17 protein-coding genes are annotated in these 19,376 nt (G+C 28.7%); all 17 read right to left on the bottom strand.

The window, feature by feature from the left end; translation table 11 throughout:
* The 17 genes from lysA to L8X33_RS04715 all read right to left on the bottom strand — a co-directional run bounded on the left by lysA (position 1) and on the right by L8X33_RS04715 (position 19,375).
* A complete protein-coding gene (gene lysA / locus L8X33_RS04795) occupies positions 1-1,206 on the bottom strand; it encodes a diaminopimelate decarboxylase (RefSeq protein ID WP_263670091.1) in 1,206 nt (401 codons plus the stop codon).
* Between the two features lie 17 nt (positions 1,207-1,223).
* A complete protein-coding gene (locus L8X33_RS04790) occupies positions 1,224-2,285 on the bottom strand; it encodes an LptF/LptG family permease (RefSeq protein ID WP_258107648.1) in 1,062 nt (353 codons plus the stop codon).
* 3 nt (positions 2,286-2,288) lie between these two features.
* The gene (gene pth / locus L8X33_RS04785; RefSeq protein WP_263670088.1) at positions 2,289-2,828 is read right to left on the bottom strand and encodes an aminoacyl-tRNA hydrolase; all 540 of its coding nucleotides are present in this window, start codon (positions 2,826-2,828) and stop codon (positions 2,289-2,291) included.
* 1 nt (position 2,829) lies between these two features.
* Positions 2,830-3,366 (bottom strand): 50S ribosomal protein L25/general stress protein Ctc, encoded by a 537-nt coding sequence (locus L8X33_RS04780; RefSeq protein WP_133319540.1) that lies wholly within the window; start codon positions 3,364-3,366, stop codon positions 2,830-2,832.
* A gap of 46 nt (positions 3,367-3,412) precedes the next feature.
* Entirely contained in the window at positions 3,413-4,384 is a 972-nt protein-coding gene (locus L8X33_RS04775; protein ID WP_263670087.1) for a transaldolase, read from the bottom strand.
* A complete protein-coding gene (gene serB, locus L8X33_RS04770; RefSeq protein WP_133319538.1) occupies positions 4,381-5,007 on the bottom strand; it encodes a phosphoserine phosphatase SerB in 627 nt (208 codons plus the stop codon). The genes L8X33_RS04775 and serB overlap by 4 nt, the downstream gene beginning before the upstream one ends.
* Positions 5,007-5,525, bottom strand: coding sequence for a chemotaxis protein CheW (locus L8X33_RS04765; protein ID WP_133319537.1), 519 nt, complete (start codon positions 5,523-5,525; stop codon positions 5,007-5,009). The genes serB and L8X33_RS04765 overlap by 1 nt, the downstream gene beginning before the upstream one ends.
* Before the next feature lie 4 nt (positions 5,526-5,529).
* The gene (locus L8X33_RS04760; protein ID WP_263670085.1) at positions 5,530-7,836 is read right to left on the bottom strand and encodes a chemotaxis protein CheW; all 2,307 of its coding nucleotides are present in this window, start codon (positions 7,834-7,836) and stop codon (positions 5,530-5,532) included.
* A gap of 2 nt (positions 7,837-7,838) precedes the next feature.
* Positions 7,839-8,792: a chemotaxis protein gene (locus tag L8X33_RS04755; protein WP_133319535.1), complete on the bottom strand. Its 954-nt coding sequence runs from the start codon at positions 8,790-8,792 to the stop codon at positions 7,839-7,841.
* Positions 8,792-9,520, bottom strand: coding sequence for a UDP-2,3-diacylglucosamine diphosphatase (locus L8X33_RS04750; RefSeq protein WP_412175226.1), 729 nt, complete (start codon positions 9,518-9,520; stop codon positions 8,792-8,794). The genes L8X33_RS04755 and L8X33_RS04750 overlap by 1 nt, the downstream gene beginning before the upstream one ends.
* A 3-nt stretch (positions 9,521-9,523) precedes the next feature.
* Positions 9,524-10,009 carry a transcription elongation factor GreA gene (gene greA, locus L8X33_RS04745; RefSeq protein ID WP_263670083.1) on the bottom strand — a complete coding sequence of 162 codons (486 nt, stop codon included), beginning with the start codon at positions 10,007-10,009 and terminating at the stop codon, positions 9,524-9,526.
* A gap of 9 nt (positions 10,010-10,018) precedes the next feature.
* Entirely contained in the window at positions 10,019-11,116 is a 1,098-nt protein-coding gene (lpxB, locus tag L8X33_RS04740; RefSeq protein WP_263670082.1) for a lipid-A-disaccharide synthase, read from the bottom strand.
* Positions 11,113-13,953, bottom strand: a complete 2,841-nt coding sequence (locus L8X33_RS04735) for a DEAD/DEAH box helicase family protein (protein WP_263670081.1) — start codon at positions 13,951-13,953, stop codon at positions 11,113-11,115. The genes lpxB and L8X33_RS04735 overlap by 4 nt, the downstream gene beginning before the upstream one ends.
* Before the next feature lie 128 nt (positions 13,954-14,081).
* Positions 14,082-15,569, bottom strand: a complete 1,488-nt coding sequence (locus L8X33_RS04730; protein WP_263666615.1) for a caspase family protein — start codon at positions 15,567-15,569, stop codon at positions 14,082-14,084.
* Between the two features lies 1 nt (position 15,570).
* Positions 15,571-17,880 carry a site-specific DNA-methyltransferase gene (locus L8X33_RS04725; RefSeq protein ID WP_263670079.1) on the bottom strand — a complete coding sequence of 770 codons (2,310 nt, stop codon included), beginning with the start codon at positions 17,878-17,880 and terminating at the stop codon, positions 15,571-15,573.
* Between the two features lie 109 nt (positions 17,881-17,989).
* Positions 17,990-18,562, bottom strand: a complete 573-nt coding sequence (locus tag L8X33_RS04720) for a cytolethal distending toxin subunit A (RefSeq protein ID WP_133319530.1) — start codon at positions 18,560-18,562, stop codon at positions 17,990-17,992.
* Between the two features lie 9 nt (positions 18,563-18,571).
* Entirely contained in the window at positions 18,572-19,375 is an 804-nt protein-coding gene (locus tag L8X33_RS04715; RefSeq protein WP_133319572.1) for a cytolethal distending toxin subunit B family protein, read from the bottom strand.
* Between the last annotated feature and the right edge of the window lies 1 nt (position 19,376).

Here is a 19,376-nt window from a genome sequence, read left to right as displayed (position 1 = left end):
TCAATCCTTTAAAAAATCAAACTCTAATGCAATTTGATCCTCATAACTTTCTCTTTTTCTAATCATTCTTACCTTACCATTTTCACAAGCTAGCTCACATACTCTATTGCGAGTATTATAATTACTACTCATGCTAAAACCATATGCACCTGCGCTTTTAACTATGATCAAATCTCCTGCTTTTGTTTTAGCCAATTTTCTATCTTTAGCTAAAAAATCTCCACTTTCACAAACCCCACCAACAATATCACAAAGGCTTTCTTCTTTATTTTCACTCAAAAGCTTGATTTCATGATAAGCACTATATAAACTTGGACGCAATAAATCATTCATCGCCCCATCAACAACCACAAAACGCTTTTTATCATTAAATTTTTCATATAAAACTTTAGTAACAAACTCACCTGCATTTGCCACTAAAAATCTACCAGGTTCCATACCTATACACACATCAAGACCTTGTAAACTTGCTAAAATTCCTTGAGCATAATCATATAAATTTGGCTCTTGTTCATCTTTATAACAAACTCCTAAACCCCCGCCTATATCAAAGAATTTAATATTAATTTTCAAAGCTAAAAGTTCTTTTACTAATTTTGCAACAATCACTGAAGCTTCATGAATACTGCTTATATCAAGAATTTGAGAGCCTATGTGAAAATGCACACCAACTGGCTCTAAAAATTGTGAGTTTTTAGCATAAAGATACATTTTTTTAGCACTTTCTATATCTACACCAAATTTATTTTCATGCAAACCTGTAGAAATATAAGGATGTGTTTTAGCATCTACATTTGGATTTACTCTTATGCTTATACGAGCTATCTTTTGATTTTCTTTAGCAATTTGTTCTAAAAGAAGCATTTCTTCATAGCTTTCTAAATTTACATAAAGTATGTTTTGTTCTAAAGCATATTTTAACTCATCAGCACTTTTACCTACCCCGCTAAAAATAATTTTATAATTTTTAGCTCCTGCTTTTAAAGCTCTATAAATCTCGCCTGCGCTAACACAATCAAACCCACTATCTAAAGAAGCTAAAAGTTTTAAAACACTTAAATTAGAATTTGCTTTAACTGCATAAAAAATTTGTGATTTTCTTGCTTTAAATGCATCTTTTAACATTGTAAAACGTTCTTTGATTTTATCAAAATCATAAATATAAAATGGTGTGTTATATTCTTTTGCTAGTTTTAAATAATCCATAAAAACCTCACTTGTAGTTATTTGTGTTTAAAATAATAAAAACTTCCTATACTCATTAAAATAAATACTGGTAGCATTATACCAAGCTCTGGAAGTAAAATTTCATTTTCGCTCAATCTTGTTAATAAAAACAACAAGCCCCAAACTAAAAGTATGCACACAAAAAACACAAAAGCTAAAAGTGCAAGATTAAAAAATCTTGCAGTTAAAGGAAAATAATAATACACAATAAGCATCAAAAATGGGGCAAAAAATGGTGTAAGAATTAAAGAATATAAACTTGTTCTAAGTGTATTAGTAGAAATATTTTGTTTTGCAAAAATCACCATACTTTCTAGTGCGTCTAAAATAGAATAAGAAGGATTACTCTCTACTAAAGAAATTCTTTCTAAAATTTTTGGAGAAAAGTCTTCTAAACCTTTAATATTTTTAAATTCTTCTATACTTAAACCCTCTTTTGAAACAATCAAATTTTGCGGTATATTAGTAGCCTTGGCATCATTTAAATCCCAAGAATCTCCATTAAATTTAGCAGTTTTTGCGTGGATTATGCTTTGAATGTCTAAATTTTTTACATCAAAGATTTTTACATTATATAGGGTTTGAGAACTTGTTTTTTGTATATAAATAAATTTATCATCATATTTAATCAAAACTTCCCCGCCCTCTCTATCTACAACGCCACGCTTAAGAATATTACTTTTATATTCATCTGCATAAGCAAAGGAGCTAAAATTAAGTCCAACATAAACACAACAAAAAAACATAGCCCATAAAAAAGGATAAAAAATCACTTGATTTTTACTTAAACCCAAAGCATACAAGCTAACAAATTCATTCGAACGTATCATATTAAAAATACATAAAACCAAAGCAAGGACTATAGCTAAAGGTAGTATATAAGAAGCTGCTGAGCATGTTAAAAAAAATATATACAAAAGCTCTAAATTTGCACTTTTTGGTAGTCTATTGAAATTGAGCAAAAAATCAATCGCTACAAAGAAAAAAGTCAAAGAAAAAAATAAAATAAAAAATGATTTTAAATACAAAGATGAAATATAGCGAAAAAATATACTCATCGTTTAACTTTTTAAAGAATATTTTGAAGCGATTTTTTCTATATCAGAATTTAAAAGCTCAAGTAAAGCTTTTTTGCTATGTTCTAAAACCTTAGTTAAACTTTCTTGTTCTTCTTGTTTAAATTTTCCCAAAACATGAGAAATTACATCTTGTTCTTTTCCTACTCCTATGCGTACCCTCTCATAAGCATTGCCACAAAGATTATCTATACTTTTAAGTCCATTATGTCCACCACTTGATCCACCTATTTTAAATTTCAAAGCACCTAAATTTAAATCTATATCATCATGGATTACAATAATTCTATCACATTTATAGTATTCACTAACAGCTTTTACGCTTTCTCCAGATAAATTCATATAAGTGGAAGGTTTTAAAAAAAGAGTAGGAGAGCTTTTAAAAAGCTCTCCTTTAAATTTAGCATTTGAAAGCTTTGTTGTTTGCAAGTCTTTCAAAATTAAGTCAATTAGCATAAACCCTACATTATGACGGGTTTGGGCGTATTGTTCTCCTATATTACCAAGTCCTACGACTAAGGTCATTTTATCTTGCTTTTTCTACGCCAACTACAGCTACTCTATCAGCATCAACCATAGTTACACCCTCAGGTACAACTACATCGCGGATTAAAAGTGCATCACCAACATCAAGTTTAGTTACATCTAATTCAAAATAATTTGGTAAGTTTTCAGCTGCACATTTTACTTTCAATCTTCTTTTTGATTGGATTAAAACACCTTTATTTTTAAGACCCATAGCCGTTCCTACGATTTTTACAGGAACCATATATTTAGAAATAACACCTTTTTGTGCTACTTTTAAATCTACGTGTTTTAATTCTGCAGTTACAGGATCTTTTTGATAATCAACTACCACAACATTTAATACTTTGTCTGCTACTTTTACATCAAAAGCTAAAGTAGTTTTTTTGCGTACTTCTTTAATAAATTCATTTACTTTAAAAGCAGCATTGATGTTTTCTAATCCTTTTCCGTAGATGTTTGCGATTAGATAACCATCTCTTTTTAAAGCTTTAGCAGCTTTTCTACCGATACTCTCTCTAACGATACCTTCTAACATCTGTTTCCTTTCTAAAAAAATAAACGCTAATTATAGCTAAATAAGTTTATAAAGATTTTAAAATATCTTCATAAGCTATGCAAAATTGCTCTAAACCATCATCAAGTAAATCTTTACAAGCTTTGCTTAAAGTATCTTTTGAAATATTTGCATTTAATTTTTTCTCTATACACTCATCTTTTAAAGGCTCTTTAAACACAATTTGCTTACCTTTAAAAGCTTTGATAGCATCTAGTGGTGCAGTATTAATAGCTTTATCATAGAGTAATTCTTTAATATAATAATCTTTTTCTAAATCATCACCTTTAACACCCGTACTTGCAAATAAAGCTCTAATATTTGCTTCATTTTGTTTAACGATATAATTATAAGCCTTAGTTGCAGTGAGAATTCCTATATAATTTTTATCTAAAACTTGATTATTTAATAATCTATCAAAACGGCTTACAAAAATACTAATAACTGCTTGAGGTTCTTTTTTGGTTGCGATATTATTTTTTCTAAATTCTTTTAAACCCAAATTTAAAGCTTCAAAGCATTTTTTAGTTTGCTCAAAATCAAAAATCAAAGTCGCATTGACACTAATACCATTTTTCATTAATTCTTGCATTACTTCATAAGAAGCTTCCGTGGCAGGAATTTTCATCATCACATTTTCTTTTGCAATTTGCATGTATAATCTTTTTGCTTCGGCCAAAGATAGGCTAGTATTATCTTTTAATCTTGGGTCAATTTCAATACTAATAAAACCATCATTATTTTCATAATAATTAATAGCTAATTTATCCGCAGCCTTAGCTATATCTTCTATCGCAAGATACTCATATAAAGCTTTTTTATCTTTAAGATTTGATTTTTTGATTTTTTCTTTATAAATAGCTGAGTTTAAAATCGCATTTTTAAAAATAGCAGGATTTGAGGTAGCACCATTGATTGTTTTTGAGTAAATTAAATCTAAAAATTCATGATCTAAAAATTCATTTTCTATAAAATCACACCATAGTGAAAATTTTTTCATTGTATTACCTTTATTATTTCTTTTAAATCTTTCTTATCTATACAAATATCTGCATGAGATTTTAAAATTTCTTTGGCACAAAAAGCTATTTTTAATCCACATTCTTTAAACATAGAAATATCATTAGCTCCATCGCCTACACACATAATTTCTTCTGTTTTTAAATTTAAAAATTTCTTAAGTCTTTGTAGTATAATACCTTTTGAGTTATTAAACATAATTTCTCCGCCAACTTTTCCTGTTAAAAAACCATTTTTACTATGTAAAAAGTTAGCAAAACCAAAATCAAAATGAAGTTTATTTTGTATTAAATCAATTCCTTCATGAAATCCACCACTAAAAACGATTATTTTTATATTCTTACTTTTTAAATATTCACATAATTCTTTAGCGCCATTCATCAAAGGTAAATTTTCACAGCATTTCTTTACCTGCTCTATAGGCATACCTTCAAGCAAAGCTACTCTAGCACTTAAGCTTTCAAAAAAATCAAGCTCACCATTCATTGCTTTGTTGGTGATTGCTTTTACAGCATCACCAACATTATATTCTTGCGCTAAAATATCGATAGTTTCCCCATCCATTAGCGTAGAATCAAAGTCAAAGGCACAAAGCTTTATCATTAAAACTCACGCTTTAATAAAGCTTCAGCTTTTAATATAGTCAAGATATTTTCTTCTCTTTTGCCTATACCAAAAATCATACCTTTTTCTTTTAGTAAAGTTTCAGGTGGCGGATCAATCCTGCTTCTGTGAATTTTAATAGCTTCTGTTAATCTATCTATCACAAAGCCTGCATTACCTGCAGGAGTTTGATTGCCATTTGCTATACCTTTTAAAACAATATATCTTGTTTGAGGAGTCATTTTAGAACTACCTTGATTAAATCTTTTAGCAAGATCAATCAAAGGCATAACATTACCCCTCATATTAAACACACCTAAAACATAATCAGGTACACTTGGAACCCTAGTATATTCTATAGGTTTAATAATTTCTTGGATATTAAGAATTGGAATAGCGTATTCCTCATCTCCTACCACAAAGCCAACAAGCTGAATAATATCCTCTTCTTTATCTACATCAGGTTCTGCAATTTGCGCTTGTTGTTTTTGCAAAACCTGGTTTAATTTATCATTCATCTTCTTATCCTAGTTTTAAATTTTTTCTAACTACATTTTCTAAGTACTCTGGAGAGTAAGGCTTAGTAATATACTCAGTCATTCCTACTTCCACACCTCTTAAGCGGTCTGATTTACTAGTTCTTGAAGTTACTGCAACAAGTGGGAGGTTTTTATATTTAGAATATTTTCTAATTTCACCTGCTAAGGTATAACCATCCATTCTTGGCATTTCAATATCAATCAACACAGCATCAATATCATGCTCGCCTGATTTAATTGTATTTAATGCTTCAACACCATTAGTTGCTTCTATAATACTTACACCTAGTGGCTCTAATGATTTTTGCATGATATTTCTATCCATTTTAGAATCATCCACTATAAGCACTGTATAATCACTTGGTTTTTCTTTAGTTGTTTTTTTAGATTGTGATTCAATTTGTGCTTTAATATCAACTTTAATTTCTTTAGCTATATCCATCATAGCAGCAACATCGATAATCAAAGTTACTCTACCATCACCACGGATAGTTGCTCCTGCTATACCTTGGATATTTTGCAAATACTCACCCATAGACTTGATAACAATTTCTTCTTGACCTACTAAAGTATCTACTATAATACCAAGCTTACTTTCTGCCACACCTATAACAACTACATAAGTTTGATCAGCATTTTCAAGCACTTGTTTTACGCCAAATACATCTGAAAGTCTTACTAAAGATAAAACCTCATCTCTTAAGCGAAGTACATTTTTACCTTCAATGGTATAAATATCATCAATTGGCACTCTAACTGTTTCAAGAACACTTGCAAGTGGAATAGCATAAAATTCTTCTTGAGTTCCCACAAGTAAAGATTGAATAATCGCCAAAGTAAGTGGAATTTTAAGCTTCATCACAGTGCCTTTTCCAAGCTCACTATCGATTTCAATCACACCATTTAATTTTTCAATATTAGTTTTAACAACATCCATTCCAACACCACGCCCTGAAACATTGGTGATTTTTGCAGCGGTTGAAAAACCTGGTTTGAAAATCAATGCAAATGCTTCTTTATCACTCATTTGATCAGCTTCACGCTCTGTGATTAAGTTTTTCTCTATTGCTTTTGATTTTAACACATCAGCATCTAAACCTTTACCATCATCGGCAATTTCAACAACGATATGATTTCCTTCATTATATGCTTTAAGATTAACCGTTCCTTTTTCTGGTTTACCATTAGCTATACGCGTTGCTGGATCTTCTATACCATGATCACAAGAATTTCTAATCATATGCATAATAGGATCGCCAATTTCTTCTACAATAGACTTATCAAGTTCAGTTTCTTCCCCTGAAATTTCAAGCTCCATTTGTTTACCAAGTTCACGGCCTAAATCACGCACAACTCTTGGGAATTTATTAAATACTTTCGCAATAGGTTGCATTCTTGTTTTCATAACCGCAAGTTGAATATCTGTAGTGACAATGCTAAGTTGAGAAACAACTTGATTTAATTCTTCTAAGAATTTTTCTCCATCATATCTTTCTTCAACATCATCATAAATTTTTAACAAGCGGTTTTTACCTAATACAAGCTCACCAATTAAGTTCATTAAATGATCAAGTCTTTTAACTTCAACCCTAATTGTTTGATCCATATTTGCACCGCTGCTTCCACCACCTGCTGCAGGGACCTTTTTCTCAGCTGCTGCATTTTGTGCCTGTGGAGCTGGCTTACTTGGGGTTGGAGTTGATTCTTGAGTTTTTTTCTTTTCAGCGCGTCTTGCTTGATCTTCAGCTTTTCTTACTTTTAAAAGTCTTTCAATTTCAGCTTCAACTTCATCATCACTAAGTTTATTTACATCAACTTCAGGTTCTTCAGCTTTTGGCTCTTCTTTAACTTCTTCTTTTGGCTCTTCAGCCTTAGCCGGAGTAATTGATTCTAAACTTTCTCCTTCTGAAATTGCGGTTAATCTTGCACAAATTGGAGCTATATCAAGTCCGATTGCTGTATCATTTCCATTATCTCTAATAGAATTTAATAAAGTTTTCATCATATCAATAGATTCTAAAACTACATCCATTACTTCAGGAGTAATTTTAAGCTCATTATGTCTTGCTTTATTTAAAACATCTTCCATATGATGAGTAAGTTTTGTTAAAACATCAAAATTTAAAAAGCTTGATGATCCTTTAACAGTATGCGCAACGCGGAAAATTCTATTTAATAGTTCTAAATCTTCAGGATTTGCTTCTAATTCAACCAAATCATGATCAATTTGCTCGACTAATTCAAAGGCTTCAACTAAAAAATCCTCAAGTATTTCTTGAATATCTTCCATTTTTACTCCTCACCTTTTTCATGTTTTGCTATGATACGAGAAATTTCAGCAAAGAAATCACTTGCATTAAATTTAACTAAATACCCATCTCCACCTGCTTCTTTAACACCTTTATCACTCATAAATTCATTTGATAAAGAAGAGTTAAATACGATAGGAATATTTTTAAATCTCTCATCATCTCTAACTTTTGCTGCAAAATGGAATCCATCCATTTGTGGCATTTCAACATCACTTACAATAATTTTTAAATGTTTATTTAAATCACTGCCATAAGTACTATAAAGCTCTTCTAGTTTATGTAAACCTTCAACACCATCTTTAGCTTCAATTACTTTAAGACCGATTTTATTTAGTAAATCTTTAACAAGTTTTCTTGCAGTTGAACTATCATCAAGTGCTAAAGCCATACCTTCGATTTTTTGAATTTTATCATCGTCAATATCAGTTTGCGGGGTATAAATTCCAAGTTCTTGCACTATACTTTCTAAATCTAGGATAAGTAAAACCTCATCTCCTTCGATCTTAGTTACACCAGTAATTTTACCTTTATCTAAACTACCCGCACTTGTTGCAAAAGTAGCTGGTTCAATATTTTTCCAATTAATTCTACGAATTCTTTTCGCCTCATGGACAATAAAACCGATTAAAACATTACTAAATTCAGTAATGATAACTCTAGGTTTTATATTTGTCATTTCTGGTTCTTGAATTTGCATCCATTTTGCTAGGTTGATTACAGGAATCACCACGCCACGAAGATCAAAAATACCTTCTACATATTCAGGCACTCCTGGAATTTCAGTCAAAAAAGGAATTTTAATGATTTCTCTAACCTTAGAAACATTTACACCATAAATTCCCTCATAGACTTTATCGTGGCCTTGCTTAAAGATGCGAAAATCAACAAGTTCCATTTCATTTGAACCTGTTTTAACGACATTCTCATCAAACATTATGCCTCCTTAAGTTCTATTTTGTGAAATCTGATTTCTGGCTCATATTTTACTATAAAAAAACTTTCCTTGTATGCAAAAGTAGCTAAATTTAGATATTTTATATCTTCATTTTTTAAAAATACATCTTGATGATAATGACCTTCTATTACAAAGTCTATATTATAGTGCTTTAAACGCTCTTTTACTAAAGCAGAAAAATGGGGAATTTTTCTAATAAGTTGTTTTTTGTTTTGATTTTTTAGAATTTTTTGAGTAATTCTTTCTTTACTAATAACATTTAAAAAATTTAAAAAAAGTAGCAAATAATGATTTCTCAAACTCTTTAAGCAAAACTGCAAAAAAGGTTTTAAAAAAATATCCCCATGGGCTAATTTTACTAAGGTTTTATCTTGAAATTCGCAAAGCAAGGGTTGTTGTTTTATACTAAAAACTTTCACTTTTTTAAAAAATTTAGCTAAATTAAAATCATGATTGCCTTCTAAATAAATGATTTCAATTTCATACGCAAGTTCTTCAAGTAAGTCTATATAAGCTTTTGCAAAATCATGCGTGGCCTTTACTTCATAAATTAAAAGATCAAATATATCACCCATTAAAAAAAGCTGTGGAGTTTGAATTTTTTTATTTTTTAAGGCTTGCAAAAACTCCCAAAAACCACGCCTATTTTTATTTTCATGCGCATCGGCAATAAAAATAGCATTTTCTTTTATAATTATTTTTTGCAAAAATTAAAATTCCAAAGCTTTGTATTCTATAGAAATGATTTCAAATTCACTCTCGCCTTTTGGCAAACGCACTTTAAAATCATCCCTTTCTTTTTTACCAAGCATTGCTTTAGCAATAGGTGAACTAATGGAAATATAGCCTTTTTCTAAATTTCCTTCATTTACCCCTACCAAAGTATAAGTGCTTTGTTTTTCACTTTCTAAATCCTCTACAACAACAGTTGAGCCAAATTTCACACTATCATGCTCATAAGAAGATGGATCAATGATTTGTGCTCTTGAGATCAAATCTCCAAGTTCAGCAATCTTTCCTTCTATAAAAGCTTGTTTTTCTCTAGCCGCGTGATATTCTGCATTTTCTTTTAAATCTCCATGACTTCTTGCTATGTCTATTTCTTCTACTACTTTTGGGCGTTCAACTTTCTTTAAATGTTCTAATTCTTTTTCTAATTTCTCATAGCCATATTTACTCATAGGTTCTTTTTGCATGATTTATCCTTATTTGATTTCATAAAGTATTTTAGCTAAATTTTTTGCACTTGCAAATTGCAAATATTCTTTTAAAAAATCTACTTTATCAAAAAATGCCTTATAATCGTATTTAAGATAAGCTTGATATAAATTTTCCACATTCACTTGCTCTTGTAAAAATTCAGGATTAAGCTCGCTTTTTCCTGCAAAATCCAAAAAGATATTTGCAAGGCCTATATGTTTGAGTTTTACAAAACATCTTGCGATAAATACATCAATAGCTTTAGCCTTATAAGCAAGCACAAAAGGCGTGCCAACCAAAGCTGCTTCAAGTGTAGCTGTGCCACTACAAATAAAAGCAAAATCAGCATTTTTTAGCACCTTTGGGGTGTTAGTTTGAATTTCAAAATTACTCATTTCTCCGTAAATTTCTAATCTTTTTAAATTAAACTCGGGTACGCAAAGGATTTTTTTACCTTTAAATTTAGTACTTAACTCTCTAAAAATAGGCATCAAACGCTTTATTTCGCTTTTTCTTGAGCCCGGTAAGAAAGCGATTACTTTTTCATCATCATTTTTTGAAAGTATAGAATTTATATCTTCTTGATTTTTAAATTCTTTTATCTCATCTAAAAGCGGATGTCCCACATAAGTGCTTTTACTAAAAAACTCACTATCAAAAGGCAAGATAGAAGCTAACACATCAAAATGACTTTCTATGATAGGAATGCGTCCTTTTTTCCATGCCCAAACTTGAGGTAAAATATAATAAATTCTTTTTACTTTGGAATTTGCTTTTTTTAAAGCCTTTGCAAAAGGTAAGTTAAAGGCAGGAGAATCTATACATAAAATCGCATCAATTTTTTGAGCAAAACTTAAACTCACTAGCTCTTTTATGGCTCTTTTAGCTTTTAAAATGAGCGGCAAAACCTCTATAAAACCCATAGCACTAAACTCATGTGAGCTATAAAGTGGCTTGGAATTTAAACTAAATTCTTCACATAAATTCTCATCATAAATTCCCATTAAATCAAATTCTTTATACTCATTTTTATAAGCTTTTAAAACTTCTTTTAAATGCAAATTTGCTGATGGCTCTAAGGCACAAACTAAAAAGGTTTTCATTTGAAAATATCCTCTATTGCAGATTTAACAAAGTCTTTTAATTCATCTGAAAAAGTATAATTTTTATTATAAAAAAACAAATTAACTTTTATACTTTTATCTTCATAACTTAAATTTTTATTTTCAAATATTGCTTTAAAGCCTTTTAATTTAAATCTAGGATTATCTTCTATTTTTAAGCCTTTTGGATCTATAAAATATATAAAAAAATCTCCACTTTGTTTATTTTTTAACCAAAATATAAAATCAGGATAAAATTTTCTTTCTTTTTGCTGTTCTTCATCAAAATAAGGGATATAAATTTCATCTTGATTTTCTACCAATTTAGAAAAATACCATTCATATTGTTCAAAAAAAGATGATTTTAAATTACTTTCTAAATCTTCTAAAAATTCTTTTTCACTTTTATTAGAAATGGCAAAATTAATCTTATTTTCTTTATCATTTTTATTGTAAATGATTAAAGGGCTATAATAATGCTTGCTAAGTTTTGCACTAATTATATAGTTTTGCACTTCCTTGCTTTTTTGACTTTCTTTTATACCTTGCATTAGCTCATCTAAATTTATTTTTTTATTTTCAAAGTCTGCTTTTAATTCATCTTCACTTTTTGCGTTTAAAACATCTTTTATAGTCTTATTAATTTTTTGAACGGTTTCAAAATCTAACTTTGCTTGTATATTTTTATAGTGCGTTATTTCTTCTTCTAGCTTTACAAATTTATCCAAAACTTTGGCATTAGAATTTAACACACTATTGATTGTTTTTAATGTTGTTTTTTCATTAAATTCTACATTGTTTCTTAGTAATTGAATTTTACTTTCTTTTCCTTCGCTAAATTTATAAAATTCTTCTAATGTAGAATATTTAAAATTTTTATACAAACACTGCTCTAAAATCAAAACATCCTCATCGTAAGATTTTATAAATTCTTTTAAAGATTTTGCTTCTTTTTCTGAAATTCTATAGATACTATTTAGTTTATTTTCATTTTTATATTTTGGCACAGGTAAATTAAACGACAATTTTGTTTCTTTAAATCCTTTTAAATGCTTACTTTCCATAAATTCACATTCTATACCCTCTATGATAGCTTTTATGGCTTCATTATCACTTGCCATTACAAAAAGAGTTTCTAAACCACATGCTAAATTTACACATCGCTCATCGATTTTAAACATCTCTTTTAAAGCATTTAATCTCTTTCTTATATTTAAGAAAGGTTCTATTCTAACACCTCTTCCTATAGTTTGCAAAACATATTTTTTAGCATTAATGCTTCCTATATTGATAAAAGAAATTAAATTTACACGATTACTATCCCAACCTTCTGAAAAAACCTTACTTCCTAGCATTATATTGATAGAAGATTGTGAGCTATTGATATTTTCAAAATGACTTTGTGATATATCACTTATGCTTTCTACCCCAAGCTCAAGTAAAAAATCTTTTTCCCATTCTTTTGCATTTGAAATATTTAAAAGCATGAAAGGTTTGTTTGAATTTTTACTCTTAAAAGCCAATTCTTTATCATTTCCTTTAATGCTATAACATTCTAATTTTGCATTTGCATTTGCATAAAAAATATTTTCTCTAAGTTCATCATTATTTGCATTTTTTATATATTTTAAAAAATCATCGCTTAGTGTATTTATACCAAAATACAAATTTTGATTTTGAAGTTTTTCATAAAGTTCTAAAGCTATATTGCGTATATCTACTTTATTTTTTAATACATTATGCACTGCTTTAAAATACGCTTTTATACCCGCATCTTGAGTATTTACTTTATCAGAAACTGCTATGATCAAAGGATTATGATATTTAAAGTCTGATCTTTTTAAAAACAATTCTTCTTTTGATTTTACAATCGCATTGAATATTATAAAACTTTCTAAAATCGTTTTAATTTTTACTTCTTCGTTATTTTCACTTTTAAAATCTAAATTCTCATTTAAAACTGCTATATTTTTACCATATCCTTCTTGATTGAATTTTTGAAGATTATAATTATAAGCACAAGTTATAAAGTCTATTTCATCTTCAAAGGTAGCAGAAAAATTAAAAACAAATCCTTTTGGAAATTCATCTTCTTTGATAAAACCTCTAGCAAGCTCATGATAATAGTTTTTTCTTAGTGATGTTTTACTATCGCCTCTATGAGCTTCATCTAACAATATATACCAACCATCTTTATTAAGATAATTTTTATAGTTTAATCTTTTTGCTTTTTTATCTTTGCCTACATTTTCTTCACTCTCAAGTAAATCACTTCTTGCAAAATACACCACCGCTTCATTTAATAAACTAGCTTCTTTTTCTATGCTTTCAAAATCTTTTAAATCTTTTATTTTGATAAAATTGCTGTGATGATTGTTGTATTTAGCTATATTTGCTTTGAATTGATTTAAAATCTTATCATTTGGTGCTAAAAGCATGATAGGCTTTTTAGGTAATTGATTATTTTTAATAAATTCATGTATCAAAGCTATAAGTTTGATCATAACTATAGTTTTACCACTTCCTGTAGCCATCCAAAATGAAGCTCTTGCGATATGTTCTTTTTGTAGTTTTAAATTCTCACTTTCATCTTGATAAAATGCTAAAAGATTTCTGCGTTCTTGATTGTATTGATGTGAATTTAACTCATCTTTCATATAAAAAGAGAGTATGGCTAAAGCATTTTTAACACTTTCTTGTTGATAAAATTGCAAATTTATAGCTTGAGAAAAATTGCCAAAATCATAACTTTCATCAAGCTTTTGCACTAGTGATTTATCATGGATAAATTTATTTAACAATAAATGTTTTCTTGTGTTTTGTTTTGCCTTAGCCATTATTTTTCCTTTAAAGCTTTAATTGTTTATTATCATTTGCAGCATGTAAGAATTTTTTACATACTGAAAATTCTTGCAACCGCTTATCTTGCAAGTGGTATAAAGAATGATGTTATTTCAATTGCTATTTACTCTCTAATTTTTAAATCTTCTTGTTTTAAAATATTAAAAATATTATCAATAATTTTTTGATTATAGTTTTTTATTATTATTTGAATTTTCTCTAAGATCTTATCTTTATCGCAAAAACTTTCTTTACTTTTTATCCAATCTTCAGTATTTATTTTTTTCCAATCATGCCAGTTGTTTTTATAATATTCAATTATATTACTATAAAAAACAATATCAAGATTATTATGAAAATTAATAATATTTATCAAATATCTATTAATATTATCAATATCTTCTTTAGGATTAAGAGATATAGCAATACCTATTGGCAAAATATCATCTACTAAACAAATAGAATTAACTATATTTCTGTATTTTTGGACTTCTTTTTCTTCATAATTCTTACCCAAAAACTGATCATAAGAAAAATGTCCTGTAATATCATATGGATTTTTCTTTTTTGGAACCCACTCTGTAGTAGTATAAGTCTCTTGTCTATATTCAAGATTAATAAAAAAATGTTGTTTATTTTTTTCTATTTCATTATACAACTTATTGATATTACCAATATCATAATCATTGTATTTTTCGATTTTTATATCATAAATTAACTTTATATCATCATTAAACATATTATTGATATTATTTTCATTAAAAATGCATTCAATAGTTTTTTGTGCTACATCTTTATTTATATACTTTTTAGATAAAGTTTTAAGCTTTTCTACTATATCAATTTTATCATTTTCTATTTCTTGAACAATATCTTCGCCATTATTTGTCATGAGATTATTGTTTTCAAATTCTTTTTGTATAGATGTAAGCTCATTAAGAAAAATTTCAGTTGCATTTGATTGATTCACAAAAAACGGCGTTTGCAATTCACTTCTACTGCTAAAATAATCGGCAACATAAGATTGAACATCCATATATCGAATAGAATCTGTTTTATGCGCTAAGATTGATTCTATAATAGCATTTGTAAAATAACTACCCTTATCATCACCCATTGAAGATTGATTATTCATAGAAGAAAAGAAAAAATGACATTTTTTAAAAAAATGTTGAGTTAAACTTTTTTTGACAGATGCTTGATCAGATTCTTTGATATATTGTTGTCCTGATTGACAAGCATCAATTATTTTAATTACCATTTCTGCATCTAAACTTTTAAGCATATTATCCAATTCATCATTAGATAAACTCGTCGTTTCAAATTGCTTATCAGTAAAATTAATTGGCAAATAATAAAATCGCTCTTTAAATAATCCATGTCCAGTATAATAAAATAACAACTCATTAATTTTAAATTTTTCAAGTTCTCTAATAATTTTTGATAATTCACTTTTTAATTGTTCACTTTGGTAATTTTCAAAAATATGAATTTCAAATTTTTTGCTCAAGTTTAATATTTTTTGCATTGAACTAATATCTTCTCTGCAAAAATGTAATTTATTTAAATTTTGATATTCAGAATTTCCCACTAGAATTGCTATATTTTTCATTTTATTTCTCCCACCAAATTAGATTTTTTAGTTTTGGATATTTAATTAAGTCTATATTTTCTAAATTTATAATCTCATCGTTTTCAAATTTGCAAGATTTTATGCCATTTTCATCTATAAAAATATTTTTGATTTTAAGTCCTAAAAGATTTGACATCGTTAAAAATATATCAAATTCTTTATCATAAGCTTTCATATCAAGGCATATATTCTCGCCTTTTTTAAGTGCTTTTATAAGTTTGCGTGATTTTCTATAATCTATAAGTGAGTTTTTATCAAGCTCATACTCACAATTTTCTAAACTTTCTTCATAGCTTTCAAGTTCATAGTATCTAAAAGCACCACCACCTTTAAATTCTACTTCTTTGCTTATACCACAAACAAAACCATTTAAAATTTTTTTCATTCTTGGGATAATGACTTTGTAAAAATGCTCTCCCATTTCCACTCCAAGCCATTTGCGTTTTAGTTTATGTGCAGTAGCTATTGTAGTGCCACTCCCTAAATGATAATCAAAAACTATGGAATTTTCATTACTACTTGCTTTTATTATTCTTTGAAGTAAAGCTTCAGGTTTTTGAGTTTGAAAATCAAGTCTTTGAGTATCAGTTGAAGCTAAAATAGGAATATCAAATACATCATTTGCTTTCTTACCCTCACTATTAAAATATGTTTTACCGTAATAAACCTCACCACTAGTTTTTACTCTTTTAATTAAAGCAAATTTGCCGTTTTCATCTTCTTTATTATATCTTGACATATCACTATCTTTATAAATATCTCTTGGCTGATTCCAAATCTTTAATATATTTGAATAAAAAAATATTATATCGTGTGAAATTTGATACTTATTTTTAGATTCCGTTCCTCTAAAACCTTTATCCCACACAATTTCATTTACAAAATTCTCTTCCCCAAAAACTTCATTTAAAAGTTCTCTGCCACGATAATTTGCATTGTGATCCAAATGTAAATAAAAACTTCCTTTATCGCTTAAAAATTCTTTTGCCAATTCCAAGCGATTATGCATCAAAGAAAGCCAAGTGCTATCTTGAAATTTATCTTTGTAATCAAAGTCACTTCCTGTATTAAATGGCGGATCTATGTAAATTAGATCTATTTTACCTTGATATTTTGGCATTAGAGAATTAAGTGCTTGAAAATTATCTGCTTTTATAAGTTCTCCATTTAAAATTTCATCTAAATTTTCAAAACTTTGCAAAAGTTTATAATAATTTTCCTCGCTTAAATACTTTGTATCAAGCGGTAAGAATTTGTATTTTTCATCATTTATAGCCTTTATATCAAACTCATCATTTATGAAATTTAATTCTTTCCATTCTGTGATTTGCTCATTAAATTTTACATCTTTGCAGATGGATTTTAAAATTTCATCAGCGTTGTTTGAATGTGATTTAATGGTATCTAAGCTAAATACATAGTGAGCGTTTTTAGCAAATTTTGGCTTTAACCATATAGCTTTTAACTCGTTTTCAAAGTCAGCTATCATGTCAATGATAGCAAAAGCGATTTGTTTTAGATCGTTGATCTCATCTATCTTTTCTTTAGTCCAATCAGTAATGCTATCATTCACATAGGAAAACAACCACAAATCAAATTGTTCTTTTAAAAATTCTTTCGCATTTTTATGAATAAAAAAATCTACTTCATTTTGTTTTTTATAAGTTTTAAAAAGCTTTTTTAGCTCTTCTTCTTTTATGTTTATTTGTGCATTTTTTAAAGTCTTTAAAAAAACATCGCTAAATTCACTTGAGTTTTGTTTAAAAACATTTGCGCCATCATTATTTTTAGAATTTATCACTTTTATATTTATATTATCATCTTGTATATTTTGCAAATAAAAATTGATTTTACTTTTATTATTATCAGCATTTTGCTCATACTCATCGGTAAGAAAATTTAAAGTATATTTTTTATCTTCACTTCGCAAGCTTAAAGGATTGTAAATAGTATCTGATTTTACATAGTATAAATTTTGTGTTTTATAAAAAAGACTTGTGTCTTTTGAGTTTGAATATACCCTTGCATAGATATTTTTATACATAGGTGTATCGTAAAAAAACGGCGTTCCTGTTTCGTTTAAATAAGTGCTAAAAAAATTATAAAGTTTATTATAAATATCTGTATAAAGATTTTGTGTGTCTAAATAGTCTTTGATTTTTTGAAAATATTTTTCTTTTATAACGAGTAAATTTGTAAAACCATTTTTAGCTTGATTTTGCGAGTTTTTGATTTTCGCACCTAAATAACAATCTTCTAATTTTGAATAAAATGCTTTTTTATAATCCATACTTTACCTTTAAATTTGTAAGTTAAAATAATATCTTTTTTTGACTTAAAAAAATGAATAAATATTGCGTTAAAAAAGTAAAATTTACTTGCTAAAATAGCAAGTAAATTTAATAAATCGGAGTTGCTTCAACAATAGCAGGAGCAAAGAAAAATAACTCTTTTAACTCTATCGGCACAGAAGGATTTACAGTGCAATCATCTAAGCCAAAACGATTTTCTATAGGTACGCGCGCTTCATAAAAGGTACTCATGCATTTTACCCCGCCATGAGTTAAAGATCTAATTTGCACAGCTGAACTTGTAGTAGGCATGATAGAAAAAACCGTTTGCATTTGCCCATCTTGTAAATCTTGCTTGCAAGATTTCACTCCAAAAGATTTTTCACTTAAGACAGCTAAACATACATCAGCACCTCTAGGGTTTATAAACTGCACATAGCCAAAAGGGCGTTGCACGGCATATCTATCTTTTTGTTTTAACGCATCGCTAAGAATTATCTCTTTTAAAAACCAATTTTGCTCTTCTAGTTTTTCAGAGCTATATCTAAAAGGACTAAGTGAAATTCCTGTTTCTAAAGATCTTATCGCGAACATAGGTGTAAAATCTTCTAAATCATCAAATAAAACTTCAGCTTTTAAAAAACTTAAAATAAAGCAAAATAAAATACAAATTTTTCTCATCATCTTCTCCTAAGGTCTTCTAAAATTTACAGGAAAATGATCCGAAGCTAAAAAAGTCCTAAGTCCTGCTACAGCTAAGATTGCAAGAATTCTAGGCGGACTATATAAAGATGTAGTGCTTGAATTTCCCGTAATCGCATAATCAATTGTATTGCCACCTGTTTGTGTAAAAGAAGGAGGTGCGACTATATTAATGCGAGATCTTAAATCCGGATCAATTAAATTTACAATAGTCCCAGGAGGTCTGTTAAAATCCCCTAAAATCATCCAATTAACCTGTGGCATATTCCTAAAGTGCATATCCACAGCACTTATAATAGCCCCTGCATCATTACCACCTCTTGATAAAGCGTGTATGCTAAAAAACGCATCATTTCCTATACGAATTCCTATAATAGGCCTTGAAGCAACGGTTGGAGGCGGTAAAACTATCACCTCATCAGCTCGCGTTCTACTCACAATAGCCATATTTACGCGATTTGCCCCAACATCAACTCTTGAGTAGTATATATAAACTGAATTTGGACGACTTGATGAGCCCAAATTCCACTCATACTCATGAATAGGAATGCCAACTCCCACGGGTTGAACTTGTCTTGGCGTCATTATAGCAGTACTTGGTAAAACTCCTGCTTCTTGAACAGCCAAAATATCCATAGGATTAGCACCGGTTACAAGCTGTCTTATACTAATATTCCACTTACTTTCGGTAGAAGCTGATGCACCTTGTAAATTCCAAGTACCGCTATTATAATTTTCCAAAGCAGCAAATAATAAATTAAAACTAAAAATCAAAAATACTATCTTTTTCATC

Source organism: Campylobacter sp. CNRCH_2014_2849, assembly GCF_025772845.1.
Lineage (GTDB): Bacteria > Campylobacterota > Campylobacteria > Campylobacterales > Campylobacteraceae > Campylobacter_D > Campylobacter_D lari_D.
This window is presented reverse-complemented; position numbering and strand designations above follow the sequence as displayed.

Excerpts from the sequence above, each read along its gene's own strand:
- lysA (WP_263670091.1), bottom strand. The coding sequence starts at position 1,206 with ATGGATTATTTAAAACTAGCAAAAGAATATAACACACCATTTTATATT.
- L8X33_RS04790 (WP_258107648.1), bottom strand. The coding sequence starts at position 2,285 with ATGAGTATATTTTTTCGCTATATTTCATCTTTGTATTTAAAATCATTT.
- pth (WP_263670088.1), bottom strand. The coding sequence starts at position 2,828 with ATGACCTTAGTCGTAGGACTTGGTAATATAGGAGAACAATACGCCCAA.
- L8X33_RS04780 (WP_133319540.1), bottom strand. The coding sequence starts at position 3,366 with ATGTTAGAAGGTATCGTTAGAGAGAGTATCGGTAGAAAAGCTGCTAAA.
- L8X33_RS04775 (WP_263670087.1), bottom strand. The coding sequence starts at position 4,384 with ATGAAAAAATTTTCACTATGGTGTGATTTTATAGAAAATGAATTTTTA.
- serB (WP_133319538.1), bottom strand. The coding sequence starts at position 5,007 with ATGATAAAGCTTTGTGCCTTTGACTTTGATTCTACGCTAATGGATGGG.
- L8X33_RS04765 (WP_133319537.1), bottom strand. The coding sequence starts at position 5,525 with ATGAATGATAAATTAAACCAGGTTTTGCAAAAACAACAAGCGCAAATT.
- L8X33_RS04760 (WP_263670085.1), bottom strand. The coding sequence starts at position 7,836 with ATGGAAGATATTCAAGAAATACTTGAGGATTTTTTAGTTGAAGCCTTT.
- L8X33_RS04755 (WP_133319535.1), bottom strand. The coding sequence starts at position 8,792 with ATGTTTGATGAGAATGTCGTTAAAACAGGTTCAAATGAAATGGAACTT.
- greA (WP_263670083.1), bottom strand. The coding sequence starts at position 10,009 with ATGCAAAAAGAACCTATGAGTAAATATGGCTATGAGAAATTAGAAAAA.
- lpxB (WP_263670082.1), bottom strand. The coding sequence starts at position 11,116 with ATGAAAACCTTTTTAGTTTGTGCCTTAGAGCCATCAGCAAATTTGCAT.
- L8X33_RS04735 (WP_263670081.1), bottom strand. The coding sequence starts at position 13,953 with ATGGCTAAGGCAAAACAAAACACAAGAAAACATTTATTGTTAAATAAA.
- L8X33_RS04730 (WP_263666615.1), bottom strand. The coding sequence starts at position 15,569 with ATGAAAAATATAGCAATTCTAGTGGGAAATTCTGAATATCAAAATTTA.
- L8X33_RS04725 (WP_263670079.1), bottom strand. The coding sequence starts at position 17,880 with ATGGATTATAAAAAAGCATTTTATTCAAAATTAGAAGATTGTTATTTA.
- L8X33_RS04720 (WP_133319530.1), bottom strand. The coding sequence starts at position 18,562 with ATGAGAAAAATTTGTATTTTATTTTGCTTTATTTTAAGTTTTTTAAAA.
- L8X33_RS04715 (WP_133319572.1), bottom strand. The coding sequence starts at position 19,375 with ATGAAAAAGATAGTATTTTTGATTTTTAGTTTTAATTTATTATTTGCT.